This window comes from Streptomyces sp. NPDC029292 (genome assembly GCF_055569295.1).
In genome coordinates this window covers 37,301-61,865 of record NZ_JBVHXR010000036.1, presented here as the reverse complement: position 1 = coordinate 61,865, position 24,565 = coordinate 37,301, and the positions used below count along the sequence as shown (strand labels likewise).

Genomic DNA, 24,565 nt, shown 5'->3' with positions numbered 1-24,565 from the left:
GAGGTGCTGGCGGACTTGACAGACCACCACAAATCGGTGGGCGGCGGAAGGCACCCTTCAGGGGTGTCGACCCGGGGCGGCAACCCCGGCCGAACGTCCCGCCGACCCACCATTCACCAACCCACCCCGCCTGCCGGCGCGAGAGCGACGGTGCGGCCAGGAGGATACGACCGAGTATAGGGCCGCAGCCCGAAGCGGAGAGTGCAATGCCCAAGCCCCTGAACCCGCAGCGCCGTCTCGTCGGCGGCCGGGCCGTGGTCAACCGCGACTGGATCCGCGAGTTCACCGGCGCCAGCGTCGGCACTGCCGCGCGCTGGTACAAGCTGCGCCCAGAGCAGCCGGAGGAGCACCGCCACCCGGAGAAGGAGCGCATCGACGGCGCCGACTTCTACGACGAGCAGCAGTTCAAGAAGTTCTACGACCACCTGCAGGCCGAGAAGCAGAGCAGCGTCCGCGAGGCCGACCCGGCGCTGCAGGCGGCCGACCCCGATGACGTCGTCTCCATCAACACCGCCGCCGAGTGGTTCCACTTCGCCGGCGCCTCGGTGATCCGCAGCTACCTGCGGCAGAACCCGGGATACTTCCCGGAGCCCGCCGGCACCGTCGAGGGGCCCACCGGCCGCTCCATCCCCGGCTTCCGTGTCGGCGACCTGCAGCACTTCGACAAGAAGCGCACCAGGGACAAACTCGGCAAGGCCGGCCGCCGTCCCGGCCCCCAGCCCGACTCGGCCGCCGGCCGCCCCTCCGCCCTCGAGGGGGCCCTCGCAGCCGAGCTGAGCGCCCACGCCGGCACCGAGCCGGTATCGGCCTCGCAACTCGCCGAGCGGTATGCCGCCGAGGCGATCGGGCATGACGGCTACCACCCGGGGCTGGCCGCGGAGCTCGCCGTGCAGTACGGCGGGCCGCAGAGCTCGTGGGACTACGCCGTTCGAACCGCCCGCAAGGAACACTCCGCGGCCGCGCCGTCCCGCTCACAGGCCGCCCAGCAGCGGACGGACATCGCCCTGGCTGCGCTCCAGGAGCGCGGCGATGTCCGCGGCCTTGCCGCCTCCCTCGCCCGCGAGCACGGCGGCAGCCCCGACGTATGGTCCCGCGCCCTGCAGGCCGCCCGCGCGCAGCTCGCCGAGCCCACCGCCTGACCCGCCCAGCCGAAGGCCTGCCCACCATGCCCCGCTACCAAGTCCGCGACACCGCCACCGGCAAGCTCCTCGCCGAAAACCTGCCCGACTATGACGCCGCCGAAGGCACCCTGGACCGCCTGGACGACGAGCTGGCACAGCAGTTGCAGCTCAACGGCGAAGGCACCGGCCGCATCCGAATGCGTCTGGACGTCGAAGAGCTCACCGACTCCGGCGCGCCCCAGCCCGTCGGTCACCACGTCCTCCTGCTCGGCACCGGCGACCAAACCGACGAGCTCCCCGTCTTGTAGCCAGTCACCCGGTGACTCTGCGCCTCGCCCGAGTGACATGATCCGCAGAGCTTCATGACGGAGCCCCCACACCCCAGCCTGATCGCGCTCTTCAGGCAGTCATCGACCCGCTCGCGCCTGCCGAAGACGCTGAACTCATTGCCGGCGCGCCGCCGGAACCGCTCCCACCACCCGAAGGCCCGGGTTCCTGACCGTCCGGCATGGGCCGGACGCCCGCCCAAGCGGCATGAACGCGGGGACTCCTACCGGTGGTTGAGCTACCAAAACGGATACCGGGACACCGCGCGAAACCGCGAGCTCTACCGCGTCGTCGAAAAGGTCGCGCCACCTGAAGCGCTGAAGCCGTACCTGAGCGCCTCGATCCGCTCACCAGCCTTGCGATCAACGACGAGGCGTCACGGAAGGCCGAAGTGTGGGCAATCGCGCAACTGCTGGCTTTGCAGGTGAGAACCGACACCGCTTGTCGACGAGTTCGGGCAGCGCTTGCCGATCACGGCGCCGCGAAATGTCGATGAGAACTGACACCGCGGCGAGAGTCTCCTCGACAACGGCGACTTCGACGCCTACTGGGCCTACCACGTCGAACGCGAGCACCAGCGTCTCTACCCCACACTCGATCAGCGCGATTACGACCTCACCGCTTGATCAGGAACTTCCCTGGAAAGGACCACACCCACCTGGGCATCCGATGCCGGCGAGCACACGGGAGCGCAGGGCCGAGCGGAGCTCATAGCACCCGGGGTGCGACACTGAGCAGGGCAAATCCGTACAGCAGGACAACAAGCCAGGGTGCATAACCCACCCAGCGGTGATCCCGCCGGCTGGTCCGCGAGCCAATGGGTTCCAGGCCCGGAATACCGGAGGCCGGTGTCGCGGGTTGCGCATGGCCGACACGGGCGCGCGCGGCGTTGTGCCGCATTGCGGCGTCGACGGCCGACTCGTAGTGCCATTCGTCGGCGATGGGGCCAGCGAACACCATCCAGCAGTTCCGCGCTGCGGCCGTGTTGGGGGCGGGAGCTGCGTCGGGCATCTGACGTTGCTGGCTGAGTTTGATGACGAGTGCCCCGTGAAAGCCGTCGGCGGAAGCCATGGCTGCGGCAGGGAGTAGTGGCCAACCAGCGGTGCGGGCGATGTGGTTGAAGGCGTTCCATCGGCGCTCGAGCTCGGCATGACCGAGTGGTGGCACCACGATCATCATCCTATGGGCGGCACCGAGTCGTTCGATCGCCCGAAGCTCCCAAGCGAGTCCCTCGGTGTGTCCGAGGACGACGATGACCGTGGAGGCACCAAGGATCCGGCTTTCAACCTGCGTGTGCCACCCTTCGGCGGGGAGGTACTCCCGCGCTGCGCCGAGCAGCGGAACGGGTTCAGTTGGCTGTCCGACCCCGACCACGGGTCCGAATCGCCACAGGTGCCATGTCAACATCACCTCGAACCTCTCCCCCCGACGGGCCAACAGCCGTTCGAATAAGGAGTGCCGCGGCGAGCCGTGGGTGATGACCTTGAGCTCATCGTCTCCGAACGATCGGAGATACAGCATCCACGGTCGGTTGTCCTTCTCCCGTTGCGCTGCCGCGTCGAGGGCGGCGTTCCGTCGTGCCAGTGTGACTGCTTGCGCGCCGATGACCACTGCGATCACCGACACGAGGAAGTAAGTGAGCTCTAGGTTGTTGCCCCCTACTATCATGGCGAACTCAAAAAACAGTGCGGTGAGTCCAGCACCGACTGCCACCACCCATAGCTGCACGACGGCACGCACGCGTCGGCCGGTGAGCAGTCGCCGTTGCCGGGGAGCTGTGGACAGCAACCAGCCAGGAGGGAGCGCGTCGTCCTGCGCCCGCATAACCTCCATGGCAGCCACGGCCGCCATGGCGATCACCGGCAGAACGATGGCCGCACCGGGGACCTCGCCCGCCACACGGCGAGGGTCGGCAATCAAACCGAGGACAATGACGGTCCCCTCGACCAGGAAAAGGGCCGTGAGAAGGGTGACCGGCCACCGGATCATCCAGGTCCAGCCCCATCGCCGCATTCTGTGCCCGAACGCCGAAGCATTCAGTAGGGGGATCATGATGAAGATCGCAGGGTAGGCGATGACTGGGTGACGGCGCTCCGGGTCATAGAGCGACGCCACCATGTCACCGGTCCCTGCAGTGAACCCGGTCACAGCATCCCAGCCCGGTCCAAGAGGCCAGTCCGGGGCACCGGGCACCGCCAGGACGCCGGCGATGAGGAGGGCGAGAACCGCGGAAAGCAGCGTGAGGCGAGCGGATATGACGTCTCCAGTCCGCAGGCGGCGCACCTTACGGAAGGCCGCGGCACCCCCGGCCACCGCGAGCAGCATGATCACCGTGAATGCAGTCAGTTCTCCGGCCAGCGGCCTCACTACCAACTCGAGCGGCCAGAGGAGGGTCAGCGTGGCGGCGCACGCGACGAATCCGGCCAGAAACGCAGCGGGTGTGGCCCCTCGAACAACACGCTTGCGACCAATCGCCGCCCGTTCGATGTCAATCCATGGGCCATTTTCTGCTAACCCGAGCGCCTTCACGTTTACCCTCCGCCGCAAGGAGTACCGCGCAGTGAGGATGCCAGCGTGACGGACGACGCGCCAGACAGGCGGGGCTTCAGAACGGCGCCGAGAGTCCAAGCCGTCGGCCACATGGAGTGGCCCGTCAGACGCCCACGTCCCGGGGGAGAGCCCGGGCCGGTGCAGACAACGAGCTGAGCCGTCCAACCCGCGAACGGACGACGCTCCGCCCGGGCTGGCCGGCGCTGAGCAGAGAAGACAACCAGGAAGCGGGCCGAATCGTCCCCGCCGCGCCATACCATTCGCCATGCTGGTGGCATGAGCGACATCGGGGATGCGTTGTGGAACACGGCGGTCGGCCCGTCCGACTACTCGGAGGCTAATGACCGATACCGGCAGGTGATACTCGATCAGTACAAGCTCTGTGTGGAGATGGCTGACCGGGTCAGTTCCCGGCGTAACCTGACCAACACTTTCTTCCTGTCGCTCAACAGCGCGGTCGTGGCGGTAGTGGCGGCGGTCTCGAGCCGAACGCTCGTTGACATGTCGGTCTTGCTGCTTCTGGCCGGATTGGTGATCCTTCTTGCCCAGTGCGCCGCGTGGTTCGTCATGGTGCGCTCGTACCGGCAACTCAACGCCGCCAAGTACGCGGTAATCGGGGCCTTCGAGGAGCAATTGCCGGCGTTTGCGTATTCCCGTGCTGAGTGGGGGGCGCTCGGAGATGGCCGTGACTGGCGCAAGTACCTGCCCCTGACGTACGTCGAGCAGTGGGTACCAGTCATCTTCGCCGTCTCCTACCTCGTGGGTTTCTGCGCCATCGCCGCTCCGTGACCGCGATGCCTGCGCCTTCAGGGTCCGCACGCGGACCCCGGTCGATCTCGGCAAGATCGCGTCAGTGGATTGCGGTGCCGATCCCCTGGCCTCACGCCGCCGGACGGCTTGCCTGCTCTGCTTCCCAACTGGACGATGCAGCTCCAATGTTCAGTTGTGGTCGCGCCGGAGCCGGGTGAACGATCACCTCGTCCAGACCCCCCGTCAGGTCGTGGTCTGTCGCCGAGTGGTGCGCTGGACCGCATCGGTGCCTGGCTCACTCGGCAACCTAACCGGCGCCATGGAGGAAACCCACCGCACGGTGGACACGGCCCGCTCCACGCGATCAAGCCGGGTCTGCGCGCAACTTGGCGGAATGTAGCGGCACACCGTGGGACAGAGCACGTCCCAACCTGTCCGCGAGGCCCGCGATAGGATCCGCGACTTGTGTCGAACGGAAGGGAAGAGGATCGTGACGACCATCGCGGTGACCGGGCACATGGACCTGACCGATGACAGCACCCCTCTGGTCCGCACCGCCCTGGACGACCTACTCATGCAGTACGCCGACGACGGCACGCTCGTTGGCGTCTCCTGCATTGCCAAGGGCTCCGACTCCTTGTTCGCCGAAGCCGTTCTCGCCGCCGGCGGACGCCTGATCGTCGTCATCCCCTCCCAGGACTACCGCCAGAGCAAGGTCAAGCCCGACCACGCCCCCCTCTTCGACCACCTCGTCGAAGCCGCCGACGAAGTCCTCGTCCTCCCGCACGAGACCGCTAACCGGCAGGCATACGACGCCGCCAACGCCGTACTCCTCGAACGCGCCGACCGCCTCGTCGCCGTATGGAACGGTGAGCCCCCAAGCGGCAAGGGAGGGGGAACCGCCGATACAGTCCTCGAAGCGCAAGCGGCAGGCGTACCCGTGGACGTGGTGTGGCCGGACGGGGCGGCTCGCACGAACTGAGCCGGGTGAAGTGAGCTGCCCCGGTTCCATGATCACTCAGGCACGTGCCTGTCTCGTGCCCAGAGCGACCAGCCGTCAGGAAGCACCACCATTCGCCGTTCGGTCGAAATGCGACTCGCGAGGTGACGGAATGCGCCTCACGAGTCAGCGGCCCGGGTGGCCGCCGCGAGTCCGGCGGCGCTCGTATGGACCCCCAGACCTGGGACTGCAAGGCACCGATGCCGTCCTCACACCCCGCACCGTGACCGCCAACGCGACCTCGACGCCAACTAGCGCTTTCATACCGCCCGCGAGCACCAGCGTCTCTACCCCCACCCCCGACCAGCAGGACTGCGACCTGACCGCTTGATCACGACCTTCCCTCGAAACGAACCGCACCCTTCGGAGTTGGCCTCCACGGGTGCGAAGTCCACGTCGCTCAGCTCAAAGATCCGCTCGAAGTCGTCCACGCCTGGCCAACTGACGTACGCCGTCACAGTTACGCGCAGGCTCCAGCCGGGCTCCGGATCCCCGCCCTCAAGGCGTGCGAGCCCACCCGCGCCGCAGTCCGGTGTCCACTGCGGCTTCCCCTCCGGCGGCCTGAGGATCGCGGGGAACCGCTCCTCCTCGTCCGCGATGTGGGCCAGGAGCCGGTGGCCGCTGGAGGACACCCGCCTGCCGAGCGCGGCTGCGGGTCGGCCAGCGCGTCCTGGACCTGTGGCGCGGTCTGTGCAACCGGTCGGTCTGCCCGGCCGTCCGTTTTCGATATGACGCCCACGCCCCCCGCAGCCCCACCGTCCTGGCCGCACTGTGCACAGGGCACCAGCCCGGATGATCCGCTCGGCTGCACCGGGCGGATCACCGCACCCCATGACCGGTGCCTGCACCATCTCACCACTGCTGAGCAAAACACGTACTTCGGCGGTCTCGGACCAGGCAGCAGCGTGGACCACCGCGGCACCGAGCTGGACACCTCCTTGCTCTCACAACTGCTCGCAGCCGTATACGACCCGTCCACCGGCACTGCCCGCTTCGCTGATGCTCAGTTCCGCTCGGCAACCTTCGAGGGCATCGCCGGGTTCGGGTCGGCGACCTTCGATAGCGACGCCGACTTCAGGTCGGCGACCTTCAAGGGGGGCGCCAACTTCGGGTCGGCGACCTTCAAAGGGGGCGCCAACTTCGGGTCGGCGACCTTCGAGAGCGGCGCCACGTTCGGGTTCGGCACCTTCCAGGGCGAAGCCGGGTTCAGTTCGGCGACTTTCAAGGACGACGCCGCGTTCACAGCGGCGACCTTCAAGGGCATCGCCCACTTCAGGTCGGCGACCTTCAAGAGCCGCGCCCGGTTCGGGTCGGCAACATTCGAGAACGAAGTCAGCTTCGGGGCTGCGGCCTTCGAGAGCGACGCCGACTTCGGGCCGGCGACCTTCAAGGGCGACGCCGGCTTCGGGGCTGCGGCCTTCGAGGGCGACGCCTGGTTCTGGTCGGCGACCTTCGAGAGCGACGCGGCGTTCTCGATGGCGACCTTCAAGGGTGAAGTCGGCTTCGGGACGGCAACCTTCGAGGGTGACGCCCGGTTCGAGGCAGCAAGTTTCGAGGGGGCGTCCAGTGTGGGGCCGTTGGTGTGTGCCGGGCGGGTGACACTGTTCCAGGCGGTGTTCCACCGCCCAGTGACCATCATGATCGCCGCACGCCGCGTCGAGTGCCGGCGGACGCGCTGGTCGTCAACGGCTGTGCTGCAACTGAGATATGCCGCAGTCGACTTCGCTCACGCGGTCTTCGAACACCCCCTTACGATCGCTACTGAGCCCGACCCGTACCTGCTCCGTGACGGAACACCCGTGGACGAACACCTCCTCACGGGCACACCCGACGCCGCAGTACGGCTGGTCTCCCTGCGTGGCGTGGACGCCGCCCATCTGGTCCTTGCCGACGTCGACCTGTCGCGGTGCCTGTTCACCGGGACCGTCCACCTGGACCAACTACGTCTGGAAGGCGCGTGTGCGTTCGACACAACACCGCCTCGCACGCACTGGCGGCGCCGACATCCGGTGCGGTTCACCCAGCGCCGCACCCTGGCCGAGGAACAACACTGGCGCGCGGGCCGGTTGGCAGCGATCCGCGGCTGGAACACGGCGGTGTTCGGCGCCAACCACGCCGGGCCTGTACAGCTGGCGCCGGTGTACCGGGCACTGCGCAAGTCCTTCGAGGACAGCAAGAACGAGCCGGGAGCCGCCGACTTCTACTACGGCGAAATGGAGATGCGCCGCCACGACCCCGGTACACCACGCGCCGAACGAGGCCTGCTCGCCGCCTACTGGGCACTGTCCGGATACGGACTGCGCGCCACCCGCGCACTGGGCTGGCTGCTGCTGGCCATGACCGCAACGCTGCTGGCGATGATGCTGTGGGGTCTGCCCGCGGACAATCCGCAGCCGGTGTCGACGGGGAAGGTCACCGGCCAGAACATCCGGCTCACCACCGACACCCCCGACCCGGTCAACCCCACCGGCCCACCCCACGAACGGATCACGGCCGAACGGTTCGAAAAGAGCCTCCGCGTGGTGATCAACTCTGTGGTCTTCCGCTCCTCCGGCCAGAACCTCACCACCGCCGGCACCTACACCGAGATGCTCTCCCGCATCACCGAACCCGTCCTCCTCGGCCTGGCCGTCCTCGCGGTCCGCAACCGGGTGAAGCGGTAGCAATCGCGACGGTGCTCTCGATCGCCGACCGCCTGGAGCACACAGGCACAGCTGCGGTCAACCCGCTTGCCGAGCCCACGTCCTCATTTCATCACTCGACGCTCCGCATTCCGTCGGTTGCCCTCCATGTGTGTGGGGTGGGCGGGTCCAGGAGGCTGCCACCGGGCCGTAGGGGCTGTGCGGCCGTGGCTCGGGCGAGGTGCCCGTCGACTTGGGCCAGGACGGCGGCGCGATCTTGCGGTCCGTAGGCGACGAATTCCTCATCGGCCGGGTTGTAGACGCGCAGCTCACTGTTCGGGCCGTTGCAGATGAGGGCGCGGGCGATCTCGGGCAAGCCGAGGCTGAGGGCGTCGACGTCACGGGCCTGAACGAGCTGCAGCAGGTCCACCGTGACAGTTTCCCAGTCGCCGGCCTTCGACCAGTCGGCGCCGCCGCCCAGCTCGTGGGTGAGGGTGGCCAGCGGGACGATCTCGTCCGGTCGGCGTCCCCGGGTGAGGTGGTCGTGGATCCGGGCACCGTCGGGCTGCCGGACACGGGGGTGGAGCAGGCAGGCCGCGCCCACGAACGAGGCGTTGATCTCCTGGGTGCCGGGGCCCGGGTAGTACGGCTCGTGAGCAAACAGCAGGTACACGGCGGCGGCCTGCGCGTCGTGGTCAGTGTGCGGCTGGGGCATGGGATGGCGTCCCTTCATCGGTGAAGTCCGGAGCGGGTCCGGTGGGGTTGGCCGGGCCGGCCGGTCGGCGCCGGGCGGGTAGAGGCCCAACGGCCTCGTGCGCGCGCGGCATTGGTGCGGGCTGCCTGCGCCGCCTTCCGTGCGGGCGAGGGCCTGGTCGACCAGGGCGACGAGCTGTACCAGCAGTCGTTCGCGGGCGACGAGTTGGGCGCAGGTCGAGCGGGTGTCCTGACGCAGGAGCAGGTCGACGGCGTCCCACATCTGGTGCTGGCCGATCTCGGCGGCGCGCCGCACCTGGTAGCGGCCGCTGTCGGCGGCGGCCTGGAGGAGGCAGTTGTGCAGGGCGGCCAGGCGCTGCAGGTACTGGCAAGCGCCTTCGCCCTCGACCACCTGGCTGCGCACCTCTCAACGAGAGTCGTTTGTCGATGAGTTCGGATGTCATCCGAGAGCTTGTGAGCCTCTGAATGTCGGCGAGTTTCGATGTCACTCGGGTGCGCGGGCAGCTCAGTCGGAAGCTGTGAAGAAGTCCCTTGGGCTGATCGCGTACGGGCCGCCAGCCGTACCCTGACACTTGGCATGCCGGAGTCAAGGGGGGTGGCGGTGGAGCGCGGGGCGCTGATCGCGGGTAGGTACGAGTTGGTCAAGCGGCTCGGCCGGGGCGGCATGGGCGAGGTGTGGGCCGCGCGGGACGGCACTCTCCGCCGTGACGTCGCACTCAAGCTGCTCGACCTCGATGGCGCTGTCCACCAGGAGCTGCCCCAGCGGTTTGAACGCGAGGAGGTGGCTGCCGCGCAGATCAACCACCCGAACGTGGTTGCCCTGTACGACAGGGGCGTCCACGAGGACATGCTGTTCCTGGTCATGGAAAAGGTCGAGGGCGCGACGCTCACCGAACACATCCATGCCGAGACTCCCATGTCCCTGGCCAGTGCGCTGGAGCTCGCCAGCGGGATCTGCTCGGCGCTGGTCGCCGCGCACCGGGCCCACGTCATCCACTACGACATCAAGCCCCACAACGTGATGCTCACCCCCGACGGGCAGGTGAAGGTCGTCGACTTCGGCATCGCGGGCTTCATCCAGAGCACGTTCTCTGTGGCACGCTCCTCCCAGCTGACCCCGGCCGGCACCCCGGAGTACGGCGCGCCGGAACAGTTCCTCACCGAGCGCGGCGACGAACGCTCCGACCTGTACGCACTCGGCGGCGTACTGTTCGCCCTGCTCGGCGGTCGGCCGCCGTTCACCGGTCACAGCGGGCTCTCGGTCATCCGGCGCAAAATCGACGAAGAAGCGCCCCGCCTCGATACGCTCCGCGCTGTCAATCCCCCGGCAACGTGGAGACTTCCTCTATGCGGCAAGCCTCACGGTGAGGCCGGTCCGGTGCTCGCGTTCGTAGTCGATCGGGCTCTTGAAGCCACAAATGCTGTGCAGCCGACGGGTGTTGTAGAAGTCGGCGATCCAGGTGGCGATCTTGACGCGGGCCTCAGCCCGGGTGGCGAAGGTGTGCCGGTGGACGTACTCGACCTTGAGGACGCTGTTGAACGCCTCGCTCACGGCGTTGTCGAAACAGGATCCGACTCTGCCCATGGACTGGGAAACGCCCAACTTGCGGCAGGCCCGGCCGAACTGCCGAGACGTATATTCCGAGCCGCGGTCCGTGTGGAAAATGACACCGCGGACGTCCCCGCCACGAGTAGCCGCGGCCATGTTCAGCGCGGCGACCACCAGACCGGCGTCGTGCTGGGCGGCCATCGCGTAGCCGAGCAGGCGGCGTGAGAACAGGTCGATGACGGTGGCGAGGTAGAGCTTGCCCTCGCCGGTGACGATCTCCGTCATGTCGCCGGCCCAGACGAGATCCGGCTCATCGGCGGTGAAGTCCCGCCTCACGAAGTCCGGGGCGGCCGGGCGCTTTCCCTGCCTGGTCAGACCCCTGCAATGCCTCACCACGCGGGCGACGAGGCCGAGTTCGGCCATCAGTTTCGCGATGGTGTTCACCGAGATCCGCCAGCCCTTGCGGACCAGCAGGATGAAGATCTTCGGCGATCCGTAGGTGCCGCCGGAATCTGTGAAGATCTTCCTGACCTCTTCTTCGAGTTGCTGTCTGCGCAGCTCACGACGGGTGGGCGGCTTGTCCCGCCACTTGTAAAACCACGACTCGCTGACCCGCAGCACCCGGCAGGCCGTTCGGTGCGGGATACCGTGCTCGGTCCTCTGGTCACCGATGAACGCGGCCAGCTCGGCCGCCGCTCTGGCGGCTACTTCACCCAGAGGACCATGCATCGCTTGAGGACATCGCGCTCCATCTCAAGCTCCTTGATCCGCTTCAGCTTCTCGGCGTCCTGCCTGCGCAAACGCTGCAGTTCCTCACGCTCGGACTCGCTCAGCCCGCCCGACTTCGCGCCCTCGGACGCCTTCCTGGCTCTGCTCACCCACGTCCCCAAAGTCCCCTCGCCGACGCCCAGATCCCTCGCGACCTGCGCGACCGGTTTCCCCGTCTCCATCACGATCCGGACCGCACCCTCACGGAACTCCGGCTCGAACTTCCGACGCTGCTCTGCCATGACCCAACTTCCCCAGCAGTCACAGTCTTCACGCTACGAGGGGAGGGACAGCGCCGACCTGCCGTCGGCGGTGACGGCGCTCGTTGCCGAGCTGCTGCAACGAGACCCTGACCGGCGCCCCCAGACGGCGCGGCAGGTCCACGAGCGTCTCCAGCAACTGCAGGCAGCCCTTGACCCCAGCAATGAGGGCACACTGAACGACAAACGACATCACGACTCACCGACAGAGCCGATCGCCAAAGGGCACCCGGCACCGCAGCAGCGGGCCCGCAACGCCGGGCACAGTATCGCGCTGACCCGAAATCGTTGGGGGTCGGCTACCCCGATTGAGCCTCAGGCAAGAGTGTCCGAGCCGGGGCCCACGATAGCGGAGGAGCCGCAGCAGGCCGCGGCTCCGCAAACCAGTGTGAACGTCGCTGACGTGCTGAATGACGCCTTCCTGCACGACACGCGGTCGTCGTCAGCGCCACGGCGGCGGAGGAGCAAGGTTGGCCTGCTCGGTGTGTTGGTGGGCATGGTCATCGCCGTTTCCGCACTTCTCTACCTGACGCGCCAAACCCTCCCGTCTGAGCCCCGTTATCAGAGCGGCGACAAACCGCGCACGTGCGACAACGCCGCGTGCAAGTCCGAGCCATGGACCTGGAGTTTCTGGGGGGGTGGGCCCTTTGAGCCGGTCGAGACCACATTCGCCCTCGACTCCGACAGCGACAAGCGGCATCTGACGGGCACGCTGCGGACGAGAGGCGAGGGCGGCTGCGAGGCAACGTGGAGTGGTCCCTGAAAGCCGACACCTTGACCGTGGCGGAGGGAACACTCACAGACGGTCAGGACTCCCACAAACTGGTCGAAGACCTCGATCCGCAGGCGAAGACCCTGGTGTTCAGCGCGGAGCGCACCGACTCCGTCCGCTGCACCGCCACTGTGGAGTGGGAAGACCCCCACCTCAGCTGAAGCCAAGGCCAGGACCGCACCTTATGGGTCGTCATCGCCAAGGCGTACGAGGCCGCACGCATCGCCCGTGCCCTGGCAAAGGCCGACGCCACCCATCTTTCCCGCACACCTCGATCTGTGCCGCCACTACCGACCTGCGGGCGTGGATCAACGGGCCCGAAGGGCAGCGTCTGGGCCTGCAGCCCCTTCCGGACGACGTCGTACACCTGCGGATCGCCGCGTACAGATCGGTCTTGGATTTCGACGGGCGCATCGGTGCCCCCAGCGGCAGAAGCACACCCATCGTCCCGCCACAAGGCCCCAAGTGCCTTTAAAGCTCGGCGACTTCACTTTCGCCGATATGAGGGTGCCATCCGTACCCAACGACAAACGACAAACGACATCACGACTCACCGACAGAGCCAGTGCCGCCCTCCCCCGTGAAAGCACTCCTGCCTTTCACGGTAGGACGCGGTACTGACAATCCGGCAGACCGCACACCAGCCAAGCCGGTCAAGGCACTTCACGGCCGTGTGGACCGGCCTCGGGCGGGGCGATGCCGGCATGGTTCCGGCGCCCCCCCGGGGAGGGAGTGCGCGGGAGTACGTGCGTGGCTGGTCCAGCCCGGACTCTGATTCAGCACCGTGCCACTGCCTCACTGGTCGGCGTATCCCCGCGGCCGGGCTTGAACGGCGGAATGAAGAGACGAACTGGGCAAAGGCTGCACCTTGTTGGGGGGCGACGGATCACCATGATGGAGTGATTGCGACGAACCGTGGTGAGCGCACTGCAGCAATCAGCCTGTCCAAGGTGCGGGAGCGGGCCCCGGACCTGGTCAGCCTGTACAAGTCGGCGGGCGCCAGTGTGCGCAGCCACGGGATGGAGGGGATACGGGCTGCGGTGTACCTGGTGCTGGACCGTTCCGGGTCGATGAGGCCCTACTACAAGGACGGCACCATGCAGCATCTCGCCGAGCAGGTTCTCTCGCTGTCCGCCCACCTCGACGACGACGGCTGCGTGCCGGTGGTGTTCTTCTCCACCGACGTCGACGGATCCACCGACCTCAGGCTCGGTGGCCACCGCGGCCGCATCAACAAGCTGCACGAGAACCTGGGCCATATGGGGCGCACGAACTACCACTGGGCCATGGACGAGGTCATCGACCACTACATGGCATCCGGCAGCCGCTCCCCCGCCCTCGTCATCTTCCAGACAGACGGCGGCCCCACCAGCAAACTCGCCGCCGAGCGCTACCTGTGCAAGGCCGCCCGGCTCCCCCTGTCGTACGCCTCCGTGATGAGGGTCTTCAGCTCGGCGTCGCGGACGGTGCGGGCTGCGGGTGCGGCCTGGCGTTTGTGGTGGGCGTAGTAGGTGGACGGTGCGATCTTGCAGTCGTGGTCGGTGAGGACCCGGCAGATCGGCTCGACGCCGCCGAAGCGGTCCTTGTACTCGTCGATGAACGCTACGAGCGTGTGTGTGGCTGGTCGAGCTCGGCCGCGAAGAAAGACGCCGCAGCCTTCAGGATGTCGTTCGCCCGCTTCAGTTCGGCGTTCTCCTTCTTCAGCCGCTTCAGCTCGGCTGACTCCTCCGTCGTCGTACCCGGACGGGCGCCGGCGTCGATCTGGTCCTGCCGGACCCACTTGCGCAAGGTCTCGGTCGTGCCGATGCCCAGTTTCTGGGCGACTGCTTTCATCGCGGCCCACTCGGTCTCGTACTCCGGTCGCACCTCGGCGACCATCCGCACCGCACGACGGCGCAGCTCAAGCGGGTACTGGGAAGGACGTGCCATAACTCGATCCTCTCAAACGATCGAGTCCCTACCGAACCCGGAACGGTTCACGGCCCGCCGACGAGCGGTGTCCGCACACGGCCCTCGGCCTCCTTTCCTGTCGCTCTCGGACCGGCGGCCTGCACGCATCCGTCAGGAAAAGACCCTCCATCGTGTCCACGCACCACCCGGGCGCTCACTGCTGATGGCACGCCAGCCGAACCCTGGTGAGTACTCGTTGACGAGGACCCGCCACGTCCACCACCGCCGGAGGATACGTACAGGCCCTACCGCGCTCCGGGCTCCAGAAGGTCCAGCGCTTCTTCCCATCGGAAGCGGTCAGCGCCGCCATCAGCCTTGGGCTTGTGAGGCTCGTAACTGCCGATCAATACGCCCATAGCGCACAGCCGTTCCAGACTCATGGGGTAGGCGGGATGGGCGGCCTGGGTGGCATTCAGGTAGGGCAGAACGGCAGTGGGGATGCCCATGCCGTCCGCCTCGCACAGGATGCCCAGGGCCAGAGTGTCGCAGATTCCGGCAGCCCACTTGTTGACCGTGTTGAAGGTGGCCGGCGCGACCGCGATGGCATCCGCGGGCGGCAGCGGGCGTGCCTCGCCGGGCGTGCGCCAGGCGGAGCGGATCGAGTAGCCGGTCTGCGCCTCGATCCCCTCGGTATCGAGGAAGCCCAGGCCCTGCGGGGTGGCGACGACGCCAACGTCCCAGTGCCGTTCCTGCGCGGCGTTGATCAACTCCGGCCACTCGACACGGGCGGCTGTCCGGCCTTACCTTCTGGATTCCCAACCACTTTCCGGGGGCGGGCTCATGTCGTCGTACAGACCGCGTCGAAGAGCTCGGTGGAACGTTCTCGGGATGTTGGCCGTCATCATGTGGGTCAGCATCGCCTTGATCGACTTCCCGGGTAAGGGCCCGCCGCCTCTGGCCATTTGCACGACGCCGGGGTGCAAATGGAGAGACTTCGTTGACGGGGGCCTCAACGAAGGCAATTGCTGTCAGCAGCACCAGATAGACGCCTGCCGCGAACTCGTGTACGGCGCCAAGGACATCACGGTCAGATGCTTCGAGGACGCTTGCCCCAATCCGGTGTCCATCACGCCGTTCTACAAACCCGCCACTCATCACCGGGGCACGTTGCGGTGCGGACAACATAGAGGGCCGGCATGAGCCAGTTGAGCGCGCTCGGCTTTACGGATGCGGATCTTTCCCCACGTCTGAAGTTCGTCAATGTGTTGCCGTCGCTGTTGCTCATGGCGACCGTCGGCGGGCTCTTGCTCAGCGGCGCGCCCGACCGCGCACCGGACTTCAGCACGATGATTGACAACGCCAAGGATTACGGCTGGACGGGGGCGGTCGTTTCCACAGCCGGGGCGCTCGCGGCAGGGCTGCTGTTGCAGCCGCTGGAACTCGCGTCGATCAGAATGCTGGAGGGGTACTGGAGTCCAGTCGGTCCACTCGGCGCGGTCGGGCGTCTCGGTGAATGGATCCACCACCGGCGCAGGTCACGGCTCCGGTGGTTACGAGCAACCGTCGGCCGCATCGACGGTGTGCTGGGGGGCCATCTCGACCGTCAACTGAATCTCCTACCAGACACATGGGGCGTCCTTCCCACCTCCCTCGGTAACCGGCTACGCGCTGTGGAGGAGAGAGCGGGGCGCCCCTACGAGCTCGATGCGTTGCTGGCTTGGCCACGGATGTATTTCACGATCCCCGCTGAAGCATTGAGCAAGGTGTCGGACTATCGTAACCAACTGGACATAGCGGTTCGGTTCTGCTTTACCTTTGCCCTGACTTCGCTGATCAGTGTCGGCCTCCTGCTGTCCCACACCTGGTGGCTGGCTTTCCCAGGTGCTTTCGCTGTGCTGTCGTGGTTCGCCTACCGTTCTGCCGTCCATGCGGCAACCACATACGGGCTGGCTCTTTGGGCCGTGATTGACGTCTACCGTCTGAAGATGCTGCAGGATGCGGGCGTCAAACTGCCGAGGAATACGGACGAGGAGCGGATGATCAACGCGAACCTGGGAGCGCTCTGGCGACGTGGAGGCGGTCAACTCCCCTCGGTGGACTACACGGTGCCAGCGGCCGAAGCGCCATCCGATCCATCGACGGGCGGCTGATCGGGGAGGTAGCGGACTTCCAAGCCCGCCCCGACCACGAGCGCGTGCACCTGCAATTGAGGGGCCCCAGCCTGCCCAAGCCGGTTGTCGGCGGGGCCAGGACAATGCCCGCCGACGCTGCGGGTGTCGTACGTCACCCGCCAACCCTCGGGCAGGATGAGGTCCACCCCGCTCAAGAATGCTGTGATGTCCAGCCGCGCCTCGGCGCCTAGCGGGCTGGCGCGGCGCAAGTCGATCTCGCATCCACTCGCCACCGCGGTCACGATGCCGAGTGAGAACGTATCCCTGGGCCAGGCGAGTCGACGTGATTCGGCGACGCACACAAGCCGGGGAGCGTACTGCTGGCGGGGAGGCAGAGCGGAGCGAGGCGCAGGGGCGTGGGCTGCGATCGCAAGGCGTACAAGCATGGCCGTACCAGCCAGGACGAGTAGCCCAGGCCACAGCAACGGGCGGACGGCGGGCGGCAGCGGATCTCGGGTCACGAGCAGAAGCACAAGGCCAGTGCCGGTGAGGACGGCAGGACCACGCAGGACGTTCCGGGTGGTCAGCAGCCGAATGCCGCCGCCGACCCCGAGGACCACGAGAAGCAGGGGCCACCAGATACGTGCGTAGGTGAAGACGTGCGCGGACGGCTCGAGCCGATCGACGAGTGCTGCCATACCAATGACGAAGAACGTCAGCGCGATCCAAACGCGCAGGTGGCTTCCCACGGTGCCGCCTCCGACCGGTGATCTAAGGTTCGACGAACGGTAGTACACGCCTGGCCGTGAACCGAGTGAGGGCAGAGCTTCGCTAGCGTTCACCTGATCGGAAGTTATGGATTTCTATTGGCCTCGCACCGCCCGCCTGTACGACCTCGGCTTCGGGCACAGCAACTGCGGGGGCACGTGCGTGCGCCCGGGCCAGCGCCTGTGGAGGCACCTGCTGCAGGTCCTGCCCGAGCGGTACGCGCGCCGAAGCCCAGGAGGAGCAACTGCGCGAGATGCTCGGCGACGTCAGCATTCTCCGTGACCGCCGCGGCGACGGCCGGCCACTCCCGCTGAGCGTCCTGCGCGCACGGTAGGCAGCAACCACCAGGCTGCCCCGGGCAGTTGTCTGGGGAGTCCCGCGTTCCGGCTCAACTCCCGTACAACCAGCTGTCGTACGCGGCGTTGTCGACCAGGTGGTAGAGCCCGAGGGCACCGGGGAAGAGCACCAGGGCGAGGACGCCCGACCGTACGAGTACCGGCGCCATGATCATGATGCCGCCTGTCTGGCCGGTGATCGTTCGCCAGTCGCGCCAACGCCTGATGTCACCCGAGCAGGCCGTCCAGAAGAAGCCCCCGATCACGATCCCCGTCCCCGCGAGCACTGCGGAGAACCCTGCCACCACGGCGAGGAAGGTTTCGCGGTCATGATGGCCGGCGACGAACGGCGTGCCCGCACAGAGCAGGGCGACGGCGGCGATCCCCTGGACCGCGCCTCGCACCACCACGTTCTTGAAGCGCAGCCGCGGCAGATGTACGCCCTCCTCGTCCGTGGCCCTTGGAGAGGCCGACTCTGCGTCGGTGCGCTGCGTGCCCGTCATGCAGGGCACGCTATCTGAGCGCAGGGCGCGGGTTCCCACAACCTGACCGGCCCCCGGGATGCGGCTGGAGGGGAGACGCAGCAGCCGTCGAAGGTCCGCCCAGACTGTGTGCGGCTCGTAGCCGAACATCACGTGGATTCCTCAGGACTGATCGGGGGCAACAGGCCGTCGCCGGGCCACAGGATGTGTCCTGCTTCCGCCCAGAGCAGGTGCTTGCCGACCTCGACCAGGACTTCAACGCGGTCGGCGGGCCCGTAAGCCCGGTACTCCCCTGCCGTCGGGTCGTAGGCCCGCACGTGGCTGTGGGGAGCGGTGCAGACGAGGGCGCGGGCGATCCCCGGCAAGCCCAGACCGAGCGCGTCACAGCCGTCGGTGCGGATGAGCTGCACCAGGTCCTCGGTGACTGCCGCCCAGTCGCCGACCTGAGGCCAGTGGGCGCCACCGCCCAGCTCGTGGGTGAGCGCGGCCAGCGGAACGATCTCGCCTGGCCGGCGCCCGCGGCCGATATCGCTACGGGGAACTGTGCGAGAACCCCCTACTTTGCGCTTGGGGTCAGAGATGAGGAGTCCGGGGCCGGCGCAACTGCTGAGGGGCGCCAGCTGCAGCTGGCGCCCCTCAGCAAGGCCAGGAACCGGTACGTGCACCGGATGGGGGGAGCTTGCCCGGAGTCCAGCCCACGGTGGGCAACACGCGGTGGGGATGGGATCGCAACCGATGGTCAGCCTGCCCTGTCTGATCATGCGTGACAGCACATCCGCCCAGACGCCGACCGAGCGGCGCCGCCTGCGCCTCTGGCCGGTCGGCACCGTCCTGGTCCTGACCTTCGTCGCCGCGATACTCGTGGACGACATCCACGCGAACTGATCACTACTCCGCTCAGTGCCGCTCCCCCTCCCGTGGAGGATGGACGAAGGAAAGCCCCGCCTGCGCGCCACGGGGGAGGGCACACAGGCGGGGCAGCCGACCCGCTGAGCCCTTCTCGGGCCGTCCTCACCGGGCCGGAGTCTCTACTCCTCGCGGGTCACGCGGGCATGGTCAGTGACGACACGGCGGAAGAGGTCATGGCCGGTGCGCCCGGTATGGCGCAGACACCAGTCCTGAGCCGCTTCCTGCTCTTCCAGAGGGCCGGATTCCTCGCCACAGTCCGCCGTGACGCAGGACGCTTCGAACGTGGCTCCGCTGCCGGGCTCATGCCGGATGCTGTGGCGCACGTAGCGCAGGACCGCGCGGCTCATCCGAACGCCTCAGCGGGCAGCATGGGGCTATCGTCGGTGCCGCCCTGGGGCAGGGCCAGAGGGAGAGCGTTGAGCAGCTTCACCGCTGAGTCGAGCGGGAGCGCCCCGACTTCCACGTACGCGCGGCCCTTGCCGGTTACCAGGGCCCGAACGCGCGCGGCTGCCTCTTCGGGGATTCCAGCGCGCGTGAGGGCTGCACGCAAAAGAGCCGCCGTGTGATCCGCCTCAGCGCGAGCGCTCTTGTACCGGTCCATGGGGATCATGAGCGGCGCCCCTGGTGCGGGTGGCTGCGGATCTCCACATTGCAGTCAGAGACCTTGGACCCGTTGCCCTTGGCCCGTGCCTCGCTGCGCTCCCTGCCGAGCGCTGAACATACATCACACTCGGGTACTAGGGGCGGATCCGTGTCCAGCCTCAGCGGCAGTTCAACAGGCGGAGTTGCGTATCTCGTCGGCTCGCTCATGGCGTCCCCTCGCGTCGTGCGAATGACGACAACGCTAGGAACCCAGAGACTCCAACTCCCAGGAGATTGCACGGGATTGCATGGCAATCACCCGAGCGCGTCCATGGCTGCAGTGATCAGCGCGCGGGCGCTCGCGCCGTAGACGGCTAGATCTGCCAACTCCGCGAACGTGTCGGCGTACGCGCCTACCTCGCTGGGCTGCGTGAGCGTGAGATAGCCGGAGACCAACTCGACGTTGACCTGTTCCGCGTCGAAGATCCAGAACCCTTCTACCGGCATCCGGGACCGATCGGGCCCCGTGGCTACCACACCCAAGCTGACGTTGGGCAATGAGCCGATCGTGAGCAGGTGGCCAAGCTGCCCGATCAGCACGTCTGCCCCGCAGAGTCCGTTACGCAAGACGGATTCCTCAATCAAGAACGCGAACCGTCGGTCACTCTCGTACAGCACGCGCTGACGTTCCATGCGGACGGCCACAGCTTCGGCCACGTCGTCCACCTCTACTCTGCGGCGCTGAACAGCGCGCAACACGGATTCGGTATAGCCGTACGTCTGGATCAAACCCGGCACGAACCAAGACGAGTACGAGCGGAAACGGTGGGTCCGCTCAAACAGCGGCAAGCGCGCTTCCTGAGCCTGCTTGAGTCCGGCACGCTCCATGCGCCGCCAGCCAACCCACATGCCCTCAGCGGTCCGCAGCGAGGCAATCAGGTCGGCGGTCTGCTCCTCCGCCCCGCACGCCCGGCACCAGGCCCGAACGTCAGCCTCTGACGGGGGCGTACGTGCGTTCATGATCCGTGACGACTTGGACGGATGCCAGCCGCAGCGCTCGGCGATATCGCGCCCGGACAGCCCAGCATCCCGGCACAGCTCGGCGAGCCGATCCGCTAGAGCCTGCCGAGCCTGCTGGGCGCTTGAAGACGGTGAGAGAGCCATGGTTCCGACAGATCAGCGAGGCCGGTACTCCTCGTGAGGGATGGCCCGTTGCCACACGGCCTCGAAGGCGTCAGCGCAGAGCTTTACCCGCGCTGGATCGTCCGTGTACTCCCGCCCGTCCTCGTCCAACTGCCCATCCCCAGTGAAGTGGTGAAAGAGTGCCTGCGTGTCGTCGAACACCCAGAAGTCCGTACCGGGCAGCGCAAGATCGGTCGTCTTACGCCTCGGCAACCAGCGGACCGACTCACCCGCCGCGATGTTGGTGAACGTGCCGTCGTACTCGTACCGAACGTAGTCACTGATCGGCTCAGAGACGATGCGCGCGCGCCGGACTACGACGCCACGGGCGACCGCATCACGCACCGCGTCATGCCAGCCGCCCCACCACGAGGACCGGTCAGCGGGGTCTGGTCGCTTGCCTCGCTGCCATGCGATGAACTCGGGGTCATCGAGCATGTAGCTATCGCGCAACTCAAGGTGCACCGCTGAGCGTTGGGCCGTCGCCAGGGCGTTACGCGCCGGTGGTTGCACTTGCCGTCTCTCCGTTGCCGTCGTCCAGGCGGGGGATGTGCTTCAGCATGACCGCGGGAAGCCTGATGATCGTCTCGTGGTCGGGGACATCCGTGGAATGGCCAGGGATCGAACCAACCTCCTGACACGCCTTCACTTCCTCTTCAGTCGCCTTGTACGACTGGATCAGCAGGTCTCCCGTCTCCTCGTGAAGCCAGATCGTCGGAGACTCGTCGGTCGGCGTGTTCGGGATGATGCCGAGGAACTTTAAGGTCACGGTCGCTCCCGCTGTCGAGTGGGTTGCACCAGCGTGCACGAGCGTCATCTCCAGGGCGGAACAGCGTCAAGGGGGCATGCATCAGCGGCACGGTTCGCGGCGCTACGCGGCAAGGGATATGACGGCATGCAGATATGACAAAAGCCCCCGCCTGTCACACCGGTGATGGCGCGAGGCGGGGGCTTGCATCAGGTTGTGGAGCGGCAGGCGCGGCACGTCGAGCGACGACCACCAGGACGACGACGATCGCGCACGAACCCTGCGCGAGGACGGGCGGCTGCGCAGACGACGCAGATGACCATGAGGAACTCCGTGCGGATGTTGGGCTATTCGGCGAGCGCCAGATACCGGCGACCGGTGCGCTCGGACACGCCGAAGTGCTCGGCCCGCAAGGCACCGGTCAGGGGGCGGCCATGGCGGGAGACGAGTACGTCGATGGCCGCTCGGACGTCGTCAGCGGATGGAGGGGTGACCGGAGCCTCCTCGGTGCTGTCCTCAACCGTGCCGGCGAAAACCTGCCAGAGGTCATTCGCGACGGCCGCAGGGTCGGACATGGCCGCTGCCGCGTCTGCCACCTCTACCGGCTGCTCGATGCGGCGCAGCCCGCCACCTCACGGAGCCTTTTCCAACCTCACGTTGAGGGTGCGTGATGGAGAAGACTGCAGTGCTTCGTCGCATATGGTTGCCCGACTGCGTCGTGACGTCGGCGCGGTACCGGTGATCAGCTGCGGTCTTCGGCGCTGCTGTCGGTGATCGCTCGGAACAGCTCGCGAGCCCGCTCGCAGAACTGCTCGACCTCCGTGATGTCCGGCTCGTCACCGTCCGCCAGCATCCGGGCCTGGAGCTGCTCCGAGCGCAGCCCGCCGTAGCGGGCCCGCACCTCAGCGGTCACCGGCTGGACCGCGATGTGCAGGTGCTTGCGCGCGTCGCGGCCGTGCGACCACATGCAGACGTAGGTCTGCTCGGGCCGGCACAACGTCTCCACGACACGAGCGGTATCGCGCAGCAAGGGGCCGAGTTCCGCCGCTGCCGTGGCGTCGAGCTCCGCGATGGCCACGACGTGCTCCCGCGGACCGAGGATCAAGGTGCCGAGATTCATCGGACCGACGACGTGGTTCACCACCCAAGCAGCAGTCTCGTGCAGGACGCCCCCGGGCAACTCCCGGCGCCCGGTCAGAAGGTCACACCCAAGACACCCCGTCACATCCACGCGCACCAGCCTATGCAGAGCCCGCAGCGATGATGTCGACGGCCAACTTGGTTTTTGAATCCGCCGGTTGGTCTGCGCACGCGATGAAGCTCCTGGTAGACGGGTTCACGACCAAGATCGCCTGTGCCGCCAGGAGCTTCATGTGCTTGTCTACCCGTCTGCCCTCGACCTGTCCACCCGGCACCTGCGGTTCCTGACCGACCGGGGCCAACACCTGCCTCTACGGCGTCGTGCACGCCGCCCTGCTCGCCCTCGGCTGCTCCCCCGCCCTCGGCTTCGTCCATGCAGGCACTCAGCACGCCTTCGTCTACGACATCGCCGACCTGTACAAAGCCGAGACCACCCTCCCCGTCGCCTTCGCCCTCCACCAATCTCCCAACCCGGAGCAAGAAGCACGCCGCCGCTTCCGCGAAGAACTCCGTCTCCTGCGCCTCCTCCCCCGTGTGGTCCGCGACGTCCAGACACTGCTCGCTCCCGGCGCGGAGCTTGAGGACCGTTCCGAGCGACGGGACGTCGACATGGTCCACCTCTGGGATCCTCAGGTCGGCGTCCTGCCCGCTGGTGTCAATTACGCCTCTGAAGGCGGTGAGTGATGGCGTCCATGGTCGTCATCGCCACCACCGCTGTCCCCGACCACCTGCGCGGCGCCCTCAGTCGCTGGACCAGCGAGGTCGTACCCGGGATCTTCGTCGGCACCGTCTCCGCTCGCGTCCGCGACGAGCTTTGGTCCGCCGTCACTGAAACTGTCGCCCATGGGGCTGCTCTTCTCATTCACCCTGCCCCCACCGAACAGGGCTACGCCCTCCACACGGCTGGTACTCGCCGCCGCATCCCCATGGACTTCGAAGGCCTTACTCTCATCCGTATGGCAGGAGCCCCGGGAAGGGCAAACGAACAGCAAAGCCATTGCTGAGCCCCAGGTCAGGAAGTGTCCTCCCCGCCGACGCGGGGGTGTTCCGTTCGCCCGGCCGATGGTGGTCCCCGCAGGCGGGTCCTCCCCGCCGACGCGGGGGTGTTCCGTTCCTCGCCGACGTCGAGACCCTCGGCATCAAGTCCTCCCCGCCGACGCGGGGGTGTTCCGCCCGCTTCCCGTGGGCCGTGAACCTCGGGGACGTCCTCCCCGCCGACGCGGGGGTGTTCCGGCAATCACCGATGGGCGGCCATCTCCCCATTTCCTTCACATCACCAGCGCCATCGCACTACCGTCATCCCCCTCGAACCAACCCTGGGGGGACACATGACCAGCCCTTACACGAACCCGCCCGCGCCGCCAACCGTCAGGACCGCCCCGCGATGGGCTCGGAAACGCTACGTACTGCCCGCCCTCGGCGTCGCCCTGTTCATCGGCGTCGGTATCGGAGGCAGCGACACGCAGAAGAAGACGGACGACGCCAAGGCCGCCGCAGCCAAGCCGCAGCCCACCGTCACCGTCACCGCGACAGCCACCAAGACCACCGACCCCGAGCCAGCGCCAACAGTGACGGAGACCCAGAAGGTCAAAGTCAAGGTGACCGTCACCGCCCGGGCCGGCAGCAGCACGAGCGGCGGAAGCGCCACCACCGGCGGCGACGACAGCAGCAGCGTCTACTACGCCAACTGCAGCGAAGCCCGCGCCGCCGGAGCCGCACCCATCCACCGCGGCGAACCCGGCTACGCCTCCCACCTCGACCGAGACGGCGACGGCATCGGCTGCGACAGCTGAACGCAAAGCGCCCGCCCCAAGTTGGGCGGGCGCTCGCGGATGCCTCTATCCCAGTCCTCCCCGCCGACGCGGGGGTGTTCCGGACATCCTCGTCAACCTGCTCCCCCCGATCTTGTCCTCCCCGCCGACGCGGGGGTGTTCCGACGACCGCGCACTCCAGCGCGGCAATCGTCACGTTCTCCCCGCCGACGCG

24 protein-coding genes and 5 pseudogenes are annotated in these 24,565 nt (G+C 67.3%); 14 read left to right on the top strand and 15 right to left on the bottom strand.

Annotated elements, in window-relative coordinates; genetic code table 11:
* The first annotated feature begins 206 nt into the window (after nucleotides 1-206).
* Both ACZ4WS_RS45055 and ACZ4WS_RS45050 read left to right on the top strand, forming a co-directional pair.
* Nucleotides 207-1,139: a hypothetical protein gene (locus ACZ4WS_RS45055; protein ID WP_467989602.1), complete on the top strand. Its 933-nt coding sequence runs from the start codon at nucleotides 207-209 to the stop codon at nucleotides 1,137-1,139.
* A gap of 26 nt (nucleotides 1,140-1,165) precedes the next feature.
* Nucleotides 1,166-1,429, top strand: a complete 264-nt coding sequence (locus ACZ4WS_RS45050; protein WP_467989600.1) for a hypothetical protein — start codon at nucleotides 1,166-1,168, stop codon at nucleotides 1,427-1,429.
* 727 nt (nucleotides 1,430-2,156) lie between these two features.
* Here the strand turns inward: ACZ4WS_RS45050 and ACZ4WS_RS45045 are convergent.
* Entirely contained in the window at nucleotides 2,157-3,977 is a 1,821-nt protein-coding gene (locus tag ACZ4WS_RS45045) for a hypothetical protein (protein ID WP_467989598.1), read from the bottom strand.
* A gap of 297 nt (nucleotides 3,978-4,274) precedes the next feature.
* Between ACZ4WS_RS45045 and ACZ4WS_RS45040 the strand changes: the two genes are divergently transcribed.
* The 3 genes from ACZ4WS_RS45040 (at nucleotide 4,275) to ACZ4WS_RS45030 (ending at nucleotide 8,411) form a co-directional block, all read left to right on the top strand.
* On the top strand, nucleotides 4,275-4,787 hold the full coding sequence (locus tag ACZ4WS_RS45040; protein ID WP_467989596.1) for a RipA family octameric membrane protein: 513 nt from the start codon (nucleotides 4,275-4,277) through the stop codon (nucleotides 4,785-4,787).
* A gap of 451 nt (nucleotides 4,788-5,238) precedes the next feature.
* Nucleotides 5,239-5,730 carry a hypothetical protein gene (locus ACZ4WS_RS45035; RefSeq protein WP_467989594.1) on the top strand — a complete coding sequence of 164 codons (492 nt, stop codon included), beginning with the start codon at nucleotides 5,239-5,241 and terminating at the stop codon, nucleotides 5,728-5,730.
* A 746-nt stretch (nucleotides 5,731-6,476) separates the two neighbouring features.
* On the top strand, nucleotides 6,477-8,411 hold the full coding sequence (locus ACZ4WS_RS45030; RefSeq protein WP_467989592.1) for a pentapeptide repeat-containing protein: 1,935 nt from the start codon (nucleotides 6,477-6,479) through the stop codon (nucleotides 8,409-8,411).
* A 91-nt stretch (nucleotides 8,412-8,502) separates the two neighbouring features.
* Here the strand turns inward: ACZ4WS_RS45030 and ACZ4WS_RS45025 are convergent, their stop codons facing one another.
* Nucleotides 8,503-9,486: a hypothetical protein gene (locus tag ACZ4WS_RS45025; RefSeq protein WP_467989591.1), complete on the bottom strand. Its 984-nt coding sequence runs from the start codon at nucleotides 9,484-9,486 to the stop codon at nucleotides 8,503-8,505.
* Nucleotides 9,487-9,564: 78 nt separating this feature from the next.
* On the opposite strand from ACZ4WS_RS45025, the pseudogene ACZ4WS_RS45020 reads away from it, so the two are divergent.
* Nucleotides 9,565-10,308: pseudogene (locus ACZ4WS_RS45020) on the top strand (serine/threonine-protein kinase); the annotation flags it as partial.
* A 120-nt stretch (nucleotides 10,309-10,428) separates the two neighbouring features.
* Here ACZ4WS_RS45020 and ACZ4WS_RS45015 read toward each other — a convergent pair.
* Entirely contained in the window at nucleotides 10,429-11,361 is a 933-nt protein-coding gene (locus tag ACZ4WS_RS45015; protein ID WP_467989589.1) for an IS3 family transposase, read from the bottom strand.
* A complete protein-coding gene (locus ACZ4WS_RS45010; RefSeq protein WP_467989587.1) occupies nucleotides 11,337-11,642 on the bottom strand; it encodes a transposase in 306 nt (101 codons plus the stop codon). The genes ACZ4WS_RS45015 and ACZ4WS_RS45010 overlap by 25 nt, the downstream gene beginning before the upstream one ends.
* Here ACZ4WS_RS45010 and ACZ4WS_RS45005 point away from each other — a divergent pair.
* The 3 genes and pseudogenes from ACZ4WS_RS45005 to ACZ4WS_RS44995 all read left to right on the top strand — a co-directional run.
* Nucleotides 11,641-12,423, top strand: coding sequence for a hypothetical protein (locus tag ACZ4WS_RS45005; RefSeq protein WP_467989585.1), 783 nt, complete (start codon nucleotides 11,641-11,643; stop codon nucleotides 12,421-12,423). The two genes, ACZ4WS_RS45010 and ACZ4WS_RS45005, sit on opposite strands and share 2 nt — an antisense overlap.
* Nucleotides 12,424-12,440: 17 nt before the next feature.
* The gene (locus ACZ4WS_RS45000) at nucleotides 12,441-12,593 is read left to right on the top strand and encodes a hypothetical protein (RefSeq protein WP_467989583.1); all 153 of its coding nucleotides are present in this window, start codon (nucleotides 12,441-12,443) and stop codon (nucleotides 12,591-12,593) included.
* A gap of 738 nt (nucleotides 12,594-13,331) precedes the next feature.
* Nucleotides 13,332-13,853 (top strand): annotated as a pseudogene (locus ACZ4WS_RS44995) (VWA domain-containing protein); the annotation flags it as partial.
* A gap of 2 nt (nucleotides 13,854-13,855) precedes the next feature.
* On the opposite strand, the pseudogene ACZ4WS_RS44990 reads toward ACZ4WS_RS44995, so the two are convergent.
* Together ACZ4WS_RS44990 and ACZ4WS_RS44985 are read right to left on the bottom strand one after the other, a co-directional pair.
* Nucleotides 13,856-14,310, bottom strand: a pseudogene (locus ACZ4WS_RS44990) (transposase); the annotation flags it as partial.
* Between the two features lie 317 nt (nucleotides 14,311-14,627).
* A pseudogene (locus ACZ4WS_RS44985) lies at nucleotides 14,628-15,092 on the bottom strand (flavoprotein); the annotation flags it as partial.
* A gap of 426 nt (nucleotides 15,093-15,518) precedes the next feature.
* On the opposite strand from ACZ4WS_RS44985, the gene ACZ4WS_RS44980 reads away from it, so the two are divergent.
* Nucleotides 15,519-16,472: a hypothetical protein gene (locus ACZ4WS_RS44980; RefSeq protein ID WP_467989582.1), complete on the top strand. Its 954-nt coding sequence runs from the start codon at nucleotides 15,519-15,521 to the stop codon at nucleotides 16,470-16,472.
* Here the strand turns inward: ACZ4WS_RS44980 and ACZ4WS_RS44975 are convergent.
* From ACZ4WS_RS44975 to ACZ4WS_RS44965, 3 genes are all read right to left on the bottom strand, one after another.
* On the bottom strand, nucleotides 16,421-17,182 hold the full coding sequence (locus ACZ4WS_RS44975; protein ID WP_467989581.1) for a LiaF transmembrane domain-containing protein: 762 nt from the start codon (nucleotides 17,180-17,182) through the stop codon (nucleotides 16,421-16,423). The two genes, ACZ4WS_RS44980 and ACZ4WS_RS44975, sit on opposite strands and share 52 nt — an antisense overlap.
* 407 nt (nucleotides 17,183-17,589) lie before the next feature.
* Nucleotides 17,590-18,039, bottom strand: a complete 450-nt coding sequence (locus ACZ4WS_RS44970) for a DUF6336 family protein (protein ID WP_467989579.1) — start codon at nucleotides 18,037-18,039, stop codon at nucleotides 17,590-17,592.
* Nucleotides 18,040-18,167: 128 nt separating this feature from the next.
* On the bottom strand, nucleotides 18,168-18,428 hold the full coding sequence (locus ACZ4WS_RS44965; protein WP_467989578.1) for a hypothetical protein: 261 nt from the start codon (nucleotides 18,426-18,428) through the stop codon (nucleotides 18,168-18,170).
* Nucleotides 18,429-18,777: 349 nt separating this feature from the next.
* On the opposite strand from ACZ4WS_RS44965, the gene ACZ4WS_RS44960 reads away from it, so the two are divergent.
* Complete coding sequence (locus ACZ4WS_RS44960; RefSeq protein ID WP_467989576.1) at nucleotides 18,778-18,903, top strand: hypothetical protein; 126 nt, start codon at nucleotides 18,778-18,780, stop codon at nucleotides 18,901-18,903.
* Between the two features lie 143 nt (nucleotides 18,904-19,046).
* Here ACZ4WS_RS44960 and ACZ4WS_RS44955 read toward each other — a convergent pair whose 3' ends face one another.
* The 6 genes from ACZ4WS_RS44955 to ACZ4WS_RS44930 form a co-directional block, all read right to left on the bottom strand.
* Nucleotides 19,047-19,274: a DUF7848 domain-containing protein gene (locus ACZ4WS_RS44955; RefSeq protein WP_467989575.1), complete on the bottom strand. Its 228-nt coding sequence runs from the start codon at nucleotides 19,272-19,274 to the stop codon at nucleotides 19,047-19,049.
* 550 nt (nucleotides 19,275-19,824) lie between these two features.
* Nucleotides 19,825-20,673 (bottom strand): helix-turn-helix domain-containing protein, encoded by an 849-nt coding sequence (locus ACZ4WS_RS44950; RefSeq protein ID WP_467989573.1) that lies wholly within the window; start codon nucleotides 20,671-20,673, stop codon nucleotides 19,825-19,827.
* Nucleotides 20,674-20,685: 12 nt separating this feature from the next.
* Nucleotides 20,686-21,204 carry a DUF6879 family protein gene (locus ACZ4WS_RS44945; protein ID WP_467989571.1) on the bottom strand — a complete coding sequence of 173 codons (519 nt, stop codon included), beginning with the start codon at nucleotides 21,202-21,204 and terminating at the stop codon, nucleotides 20,686-20,688.
* Nucleotides 21,185-21,460 carry a hypothetical protein gene (locus ACZ4WS_RS44940; RefSeq protein WP_467989626.1) on the bottom strand — a complete coding sequence of 92 codons (276 nt, stop codon included), beginning with the start codon at nucleotides 21,458-21,460 and terminating at the stop codon, nucleotides 21,185-21,187. Before ACZ4WS_RS44940 ends, ACZ4WS_RS44945 begins: the two co-directional genes overlap by 20 nt.
* Before the next feature lie 326 nt (nucleotides 21,461-21,786).
* On the bottom strand, nucleotides 21,787-22,014 hold the full coding sequence (locus ACZ4WS_RS44935) for a hypothetical protein (RefSeq protein WP_467989569.1): 228 nt from the start codon (nucleotides 22,012-22,014) through the stop codon (nucleotides 21,787-21,789).
* Nucleotides 22,015-22,181: 167 nt separating this feature from the next.
* Complete coding sequence (locus ACZ4WS_RS44930) at nucleotides 22,182-22,559, bottom strand: hypothetical protein (RefSeq protein ID WP_467989567.1); 378 nt, start codon at nucleotides 22,557-22,559, stop codon at nucleotides 22,182-22,184.
* Between the two features lie 311 nt (nucleotides 22,560-22,870).
* Here ACZ4WS_RS44930 and ACZ4WS_RS44925 point away from each other — a divergent pair.
* From ACZ4WS_RS44925 to ACZ4WS_RS44915, 3 genes and pseudogenes are all read left to right on the top strand, one after another.
* Nucleotides 22,871-23,263: pseudogene (locus ACZ4WS_RS44925) on the top strand (type I-E CRISPR-associated endonuclease Cas1e); the annotation flags it as partial.
* Nucleotides 23,263-23,583, top strand: a complete 321-nt coding sequence (cas2e, locus tag ACZ4WS_RS44920; protein ID WP_467989565.1) for a type I-E CRISPR-associated endoribonuclease Cas2e — start codon at nucleotides 23,263-23,265, stop codon at nucleotides 23,581-23,583. The pseudogene ACZ4WS_RS44925 and the gene cas2e, both read left to right, overlap by 1 nt.
* 324 nt (nucleotides 23,584-23,907) lie before the next feature.
* Nucleotides 23,908-24,372: an excalibur calcium-binding domain-containing protein gene (locus ACZ4WS_RS44915; protein WP_467989564.1), complete on the top strand. Its 465-nt coding sequence runs from the start codon at nucleotides 23,908-23,910 to the stop codon at nucleotides 24,370-24,372.
* Nucleotides 24,373-24,565: the final 193 nt, after the last annotated feature.

What these genes read in the sequence shown, in the direction of transcription:
- ACZ4WS_RS44915 (WP_467989564.1), top strand. Translation starts at nt 23,908, where the DNA reads ATGACCAGCCCTTACACGAACCCGCCCGCGCCGCCAACCGTCAGGACC.
- ACZ4WS_RS45005 (WP_467989585.1), top strand. Translation starts at nt 11,641, where the DNA reads ATGACCCAACTTCCCCAGCAGTCACAGTCTTCACGCTACGAGGGGAGG.
- ACZ4WS_RS44970 (WP_467989579.1), bottom strand. Translation starts at nt 18,039, where the DNA reads ATGACGGGCACGCAGCGCACCGACGCAGAGTCGGCCTCTCCAAGGGCC.
- ACZ4WS_RS45010 (WP_467989587.1), bottom strand. Translation starts at nt 11,642, where the DNA reads ATGGCAGAGCAGCGTCGGAAGTTCGAGCCGGAGTTCCGTGAGGGTGCG.
- ACZ4WS_RS45055 (WP_467989602.1), top strand. Translation starts at nt 207, where the DNA reads ATGCCCAAGCCCCTGAACCCGCAGCGCCGTCTCGTCGGCGGCCGGGCC.
- ACZ4WS_RS44935 (WP_467989569.1), bottom strand. Translation starts at nt 22,014, where the DNA reads ATGTCCGACCCTGCGGCCGTCGCGAATGACCTCTGGCAGGTTTTCGCC.
- ACZ4WS_RS45015 (WP_467989589.1), bottom strand. Translation starts at nt 11,361, where the DNA reads ATGCATGGTCCTCTGGGTGAAGTAGCCGCCAGAGCGGCGGCCGAGCTG.
- ACZ4WS_RS44950 (WP_467989573.1), bottom strand. Translation starts at nt 20,673, where the DNA reads ATGGCTCTCTCACCGTCTTCAAGCGCCCAGCAGGCTCGGCAGGCTCTA.
- ACZ4WS_RS45030 (WP_467989592.1), top strand. Translation starts at nt 6,477, where the DNA reads ATGACGCCCACGCCCCCCGCAGCCCCACCGTCCTGGCCGCACTGTGCA.
- ACZ4WS_RS45040 (WP_467989596.1), top strand. Translation starts at nt 4,275, where the DNA reads ATGAGCGACATCGGGGATGCGTTGTGGAACACGGCGGTCGGCCCGTCC.
- cas2e (WP_467989565.1), top strand. Translation starts at nt 23,263, where the DNA reads ATGGCGTCCATGGTCGTCATCGCCACCACCGCTGTCCCCGACCACCTG.
- ACZ4WS_RS45050 (WP_467989600.1), top strand. Translation starts at nt 1,166, where the DNA reads ATGCCCCGCTACCAAGTCCGCGACACCGCCACCGGCAAGCTCCTCGCC.
- ACZ4WS_RS44960 (WP_467989576.1), top strand. Translation starts at nt 18,778, where the DNA reads ATGCGTGACAGCACATCCGCCCAGACGCCGACCGAGCGGCGCCGCCTG.
- ACZ4WS_RS44955 (WP_467989575.1), bottom strand. Translation starts at nt 19,274, where the DNA reads ATGAGCCGCGCGGTCCTGCGCTACGTGCGCCACAGCATCCGGCATGAG.
- ACZ4WS_RS44930 (WP_467989567.1), bottom strand. Translation starts at nt 22,559, where the DNA reads ATGAATCTCGGCACCTTGATCCTCGGTCCGCGGGAGCACGTCGTGGCC.
- ACZ4WS_RS44980 (WP_467989582.1), top strand. Translation starts at nt 15,519, where the DNA reads ATGAGCCAGTTGAGCGCGCTCGGCTTTACGGATGCGGATCTTTCCCCA.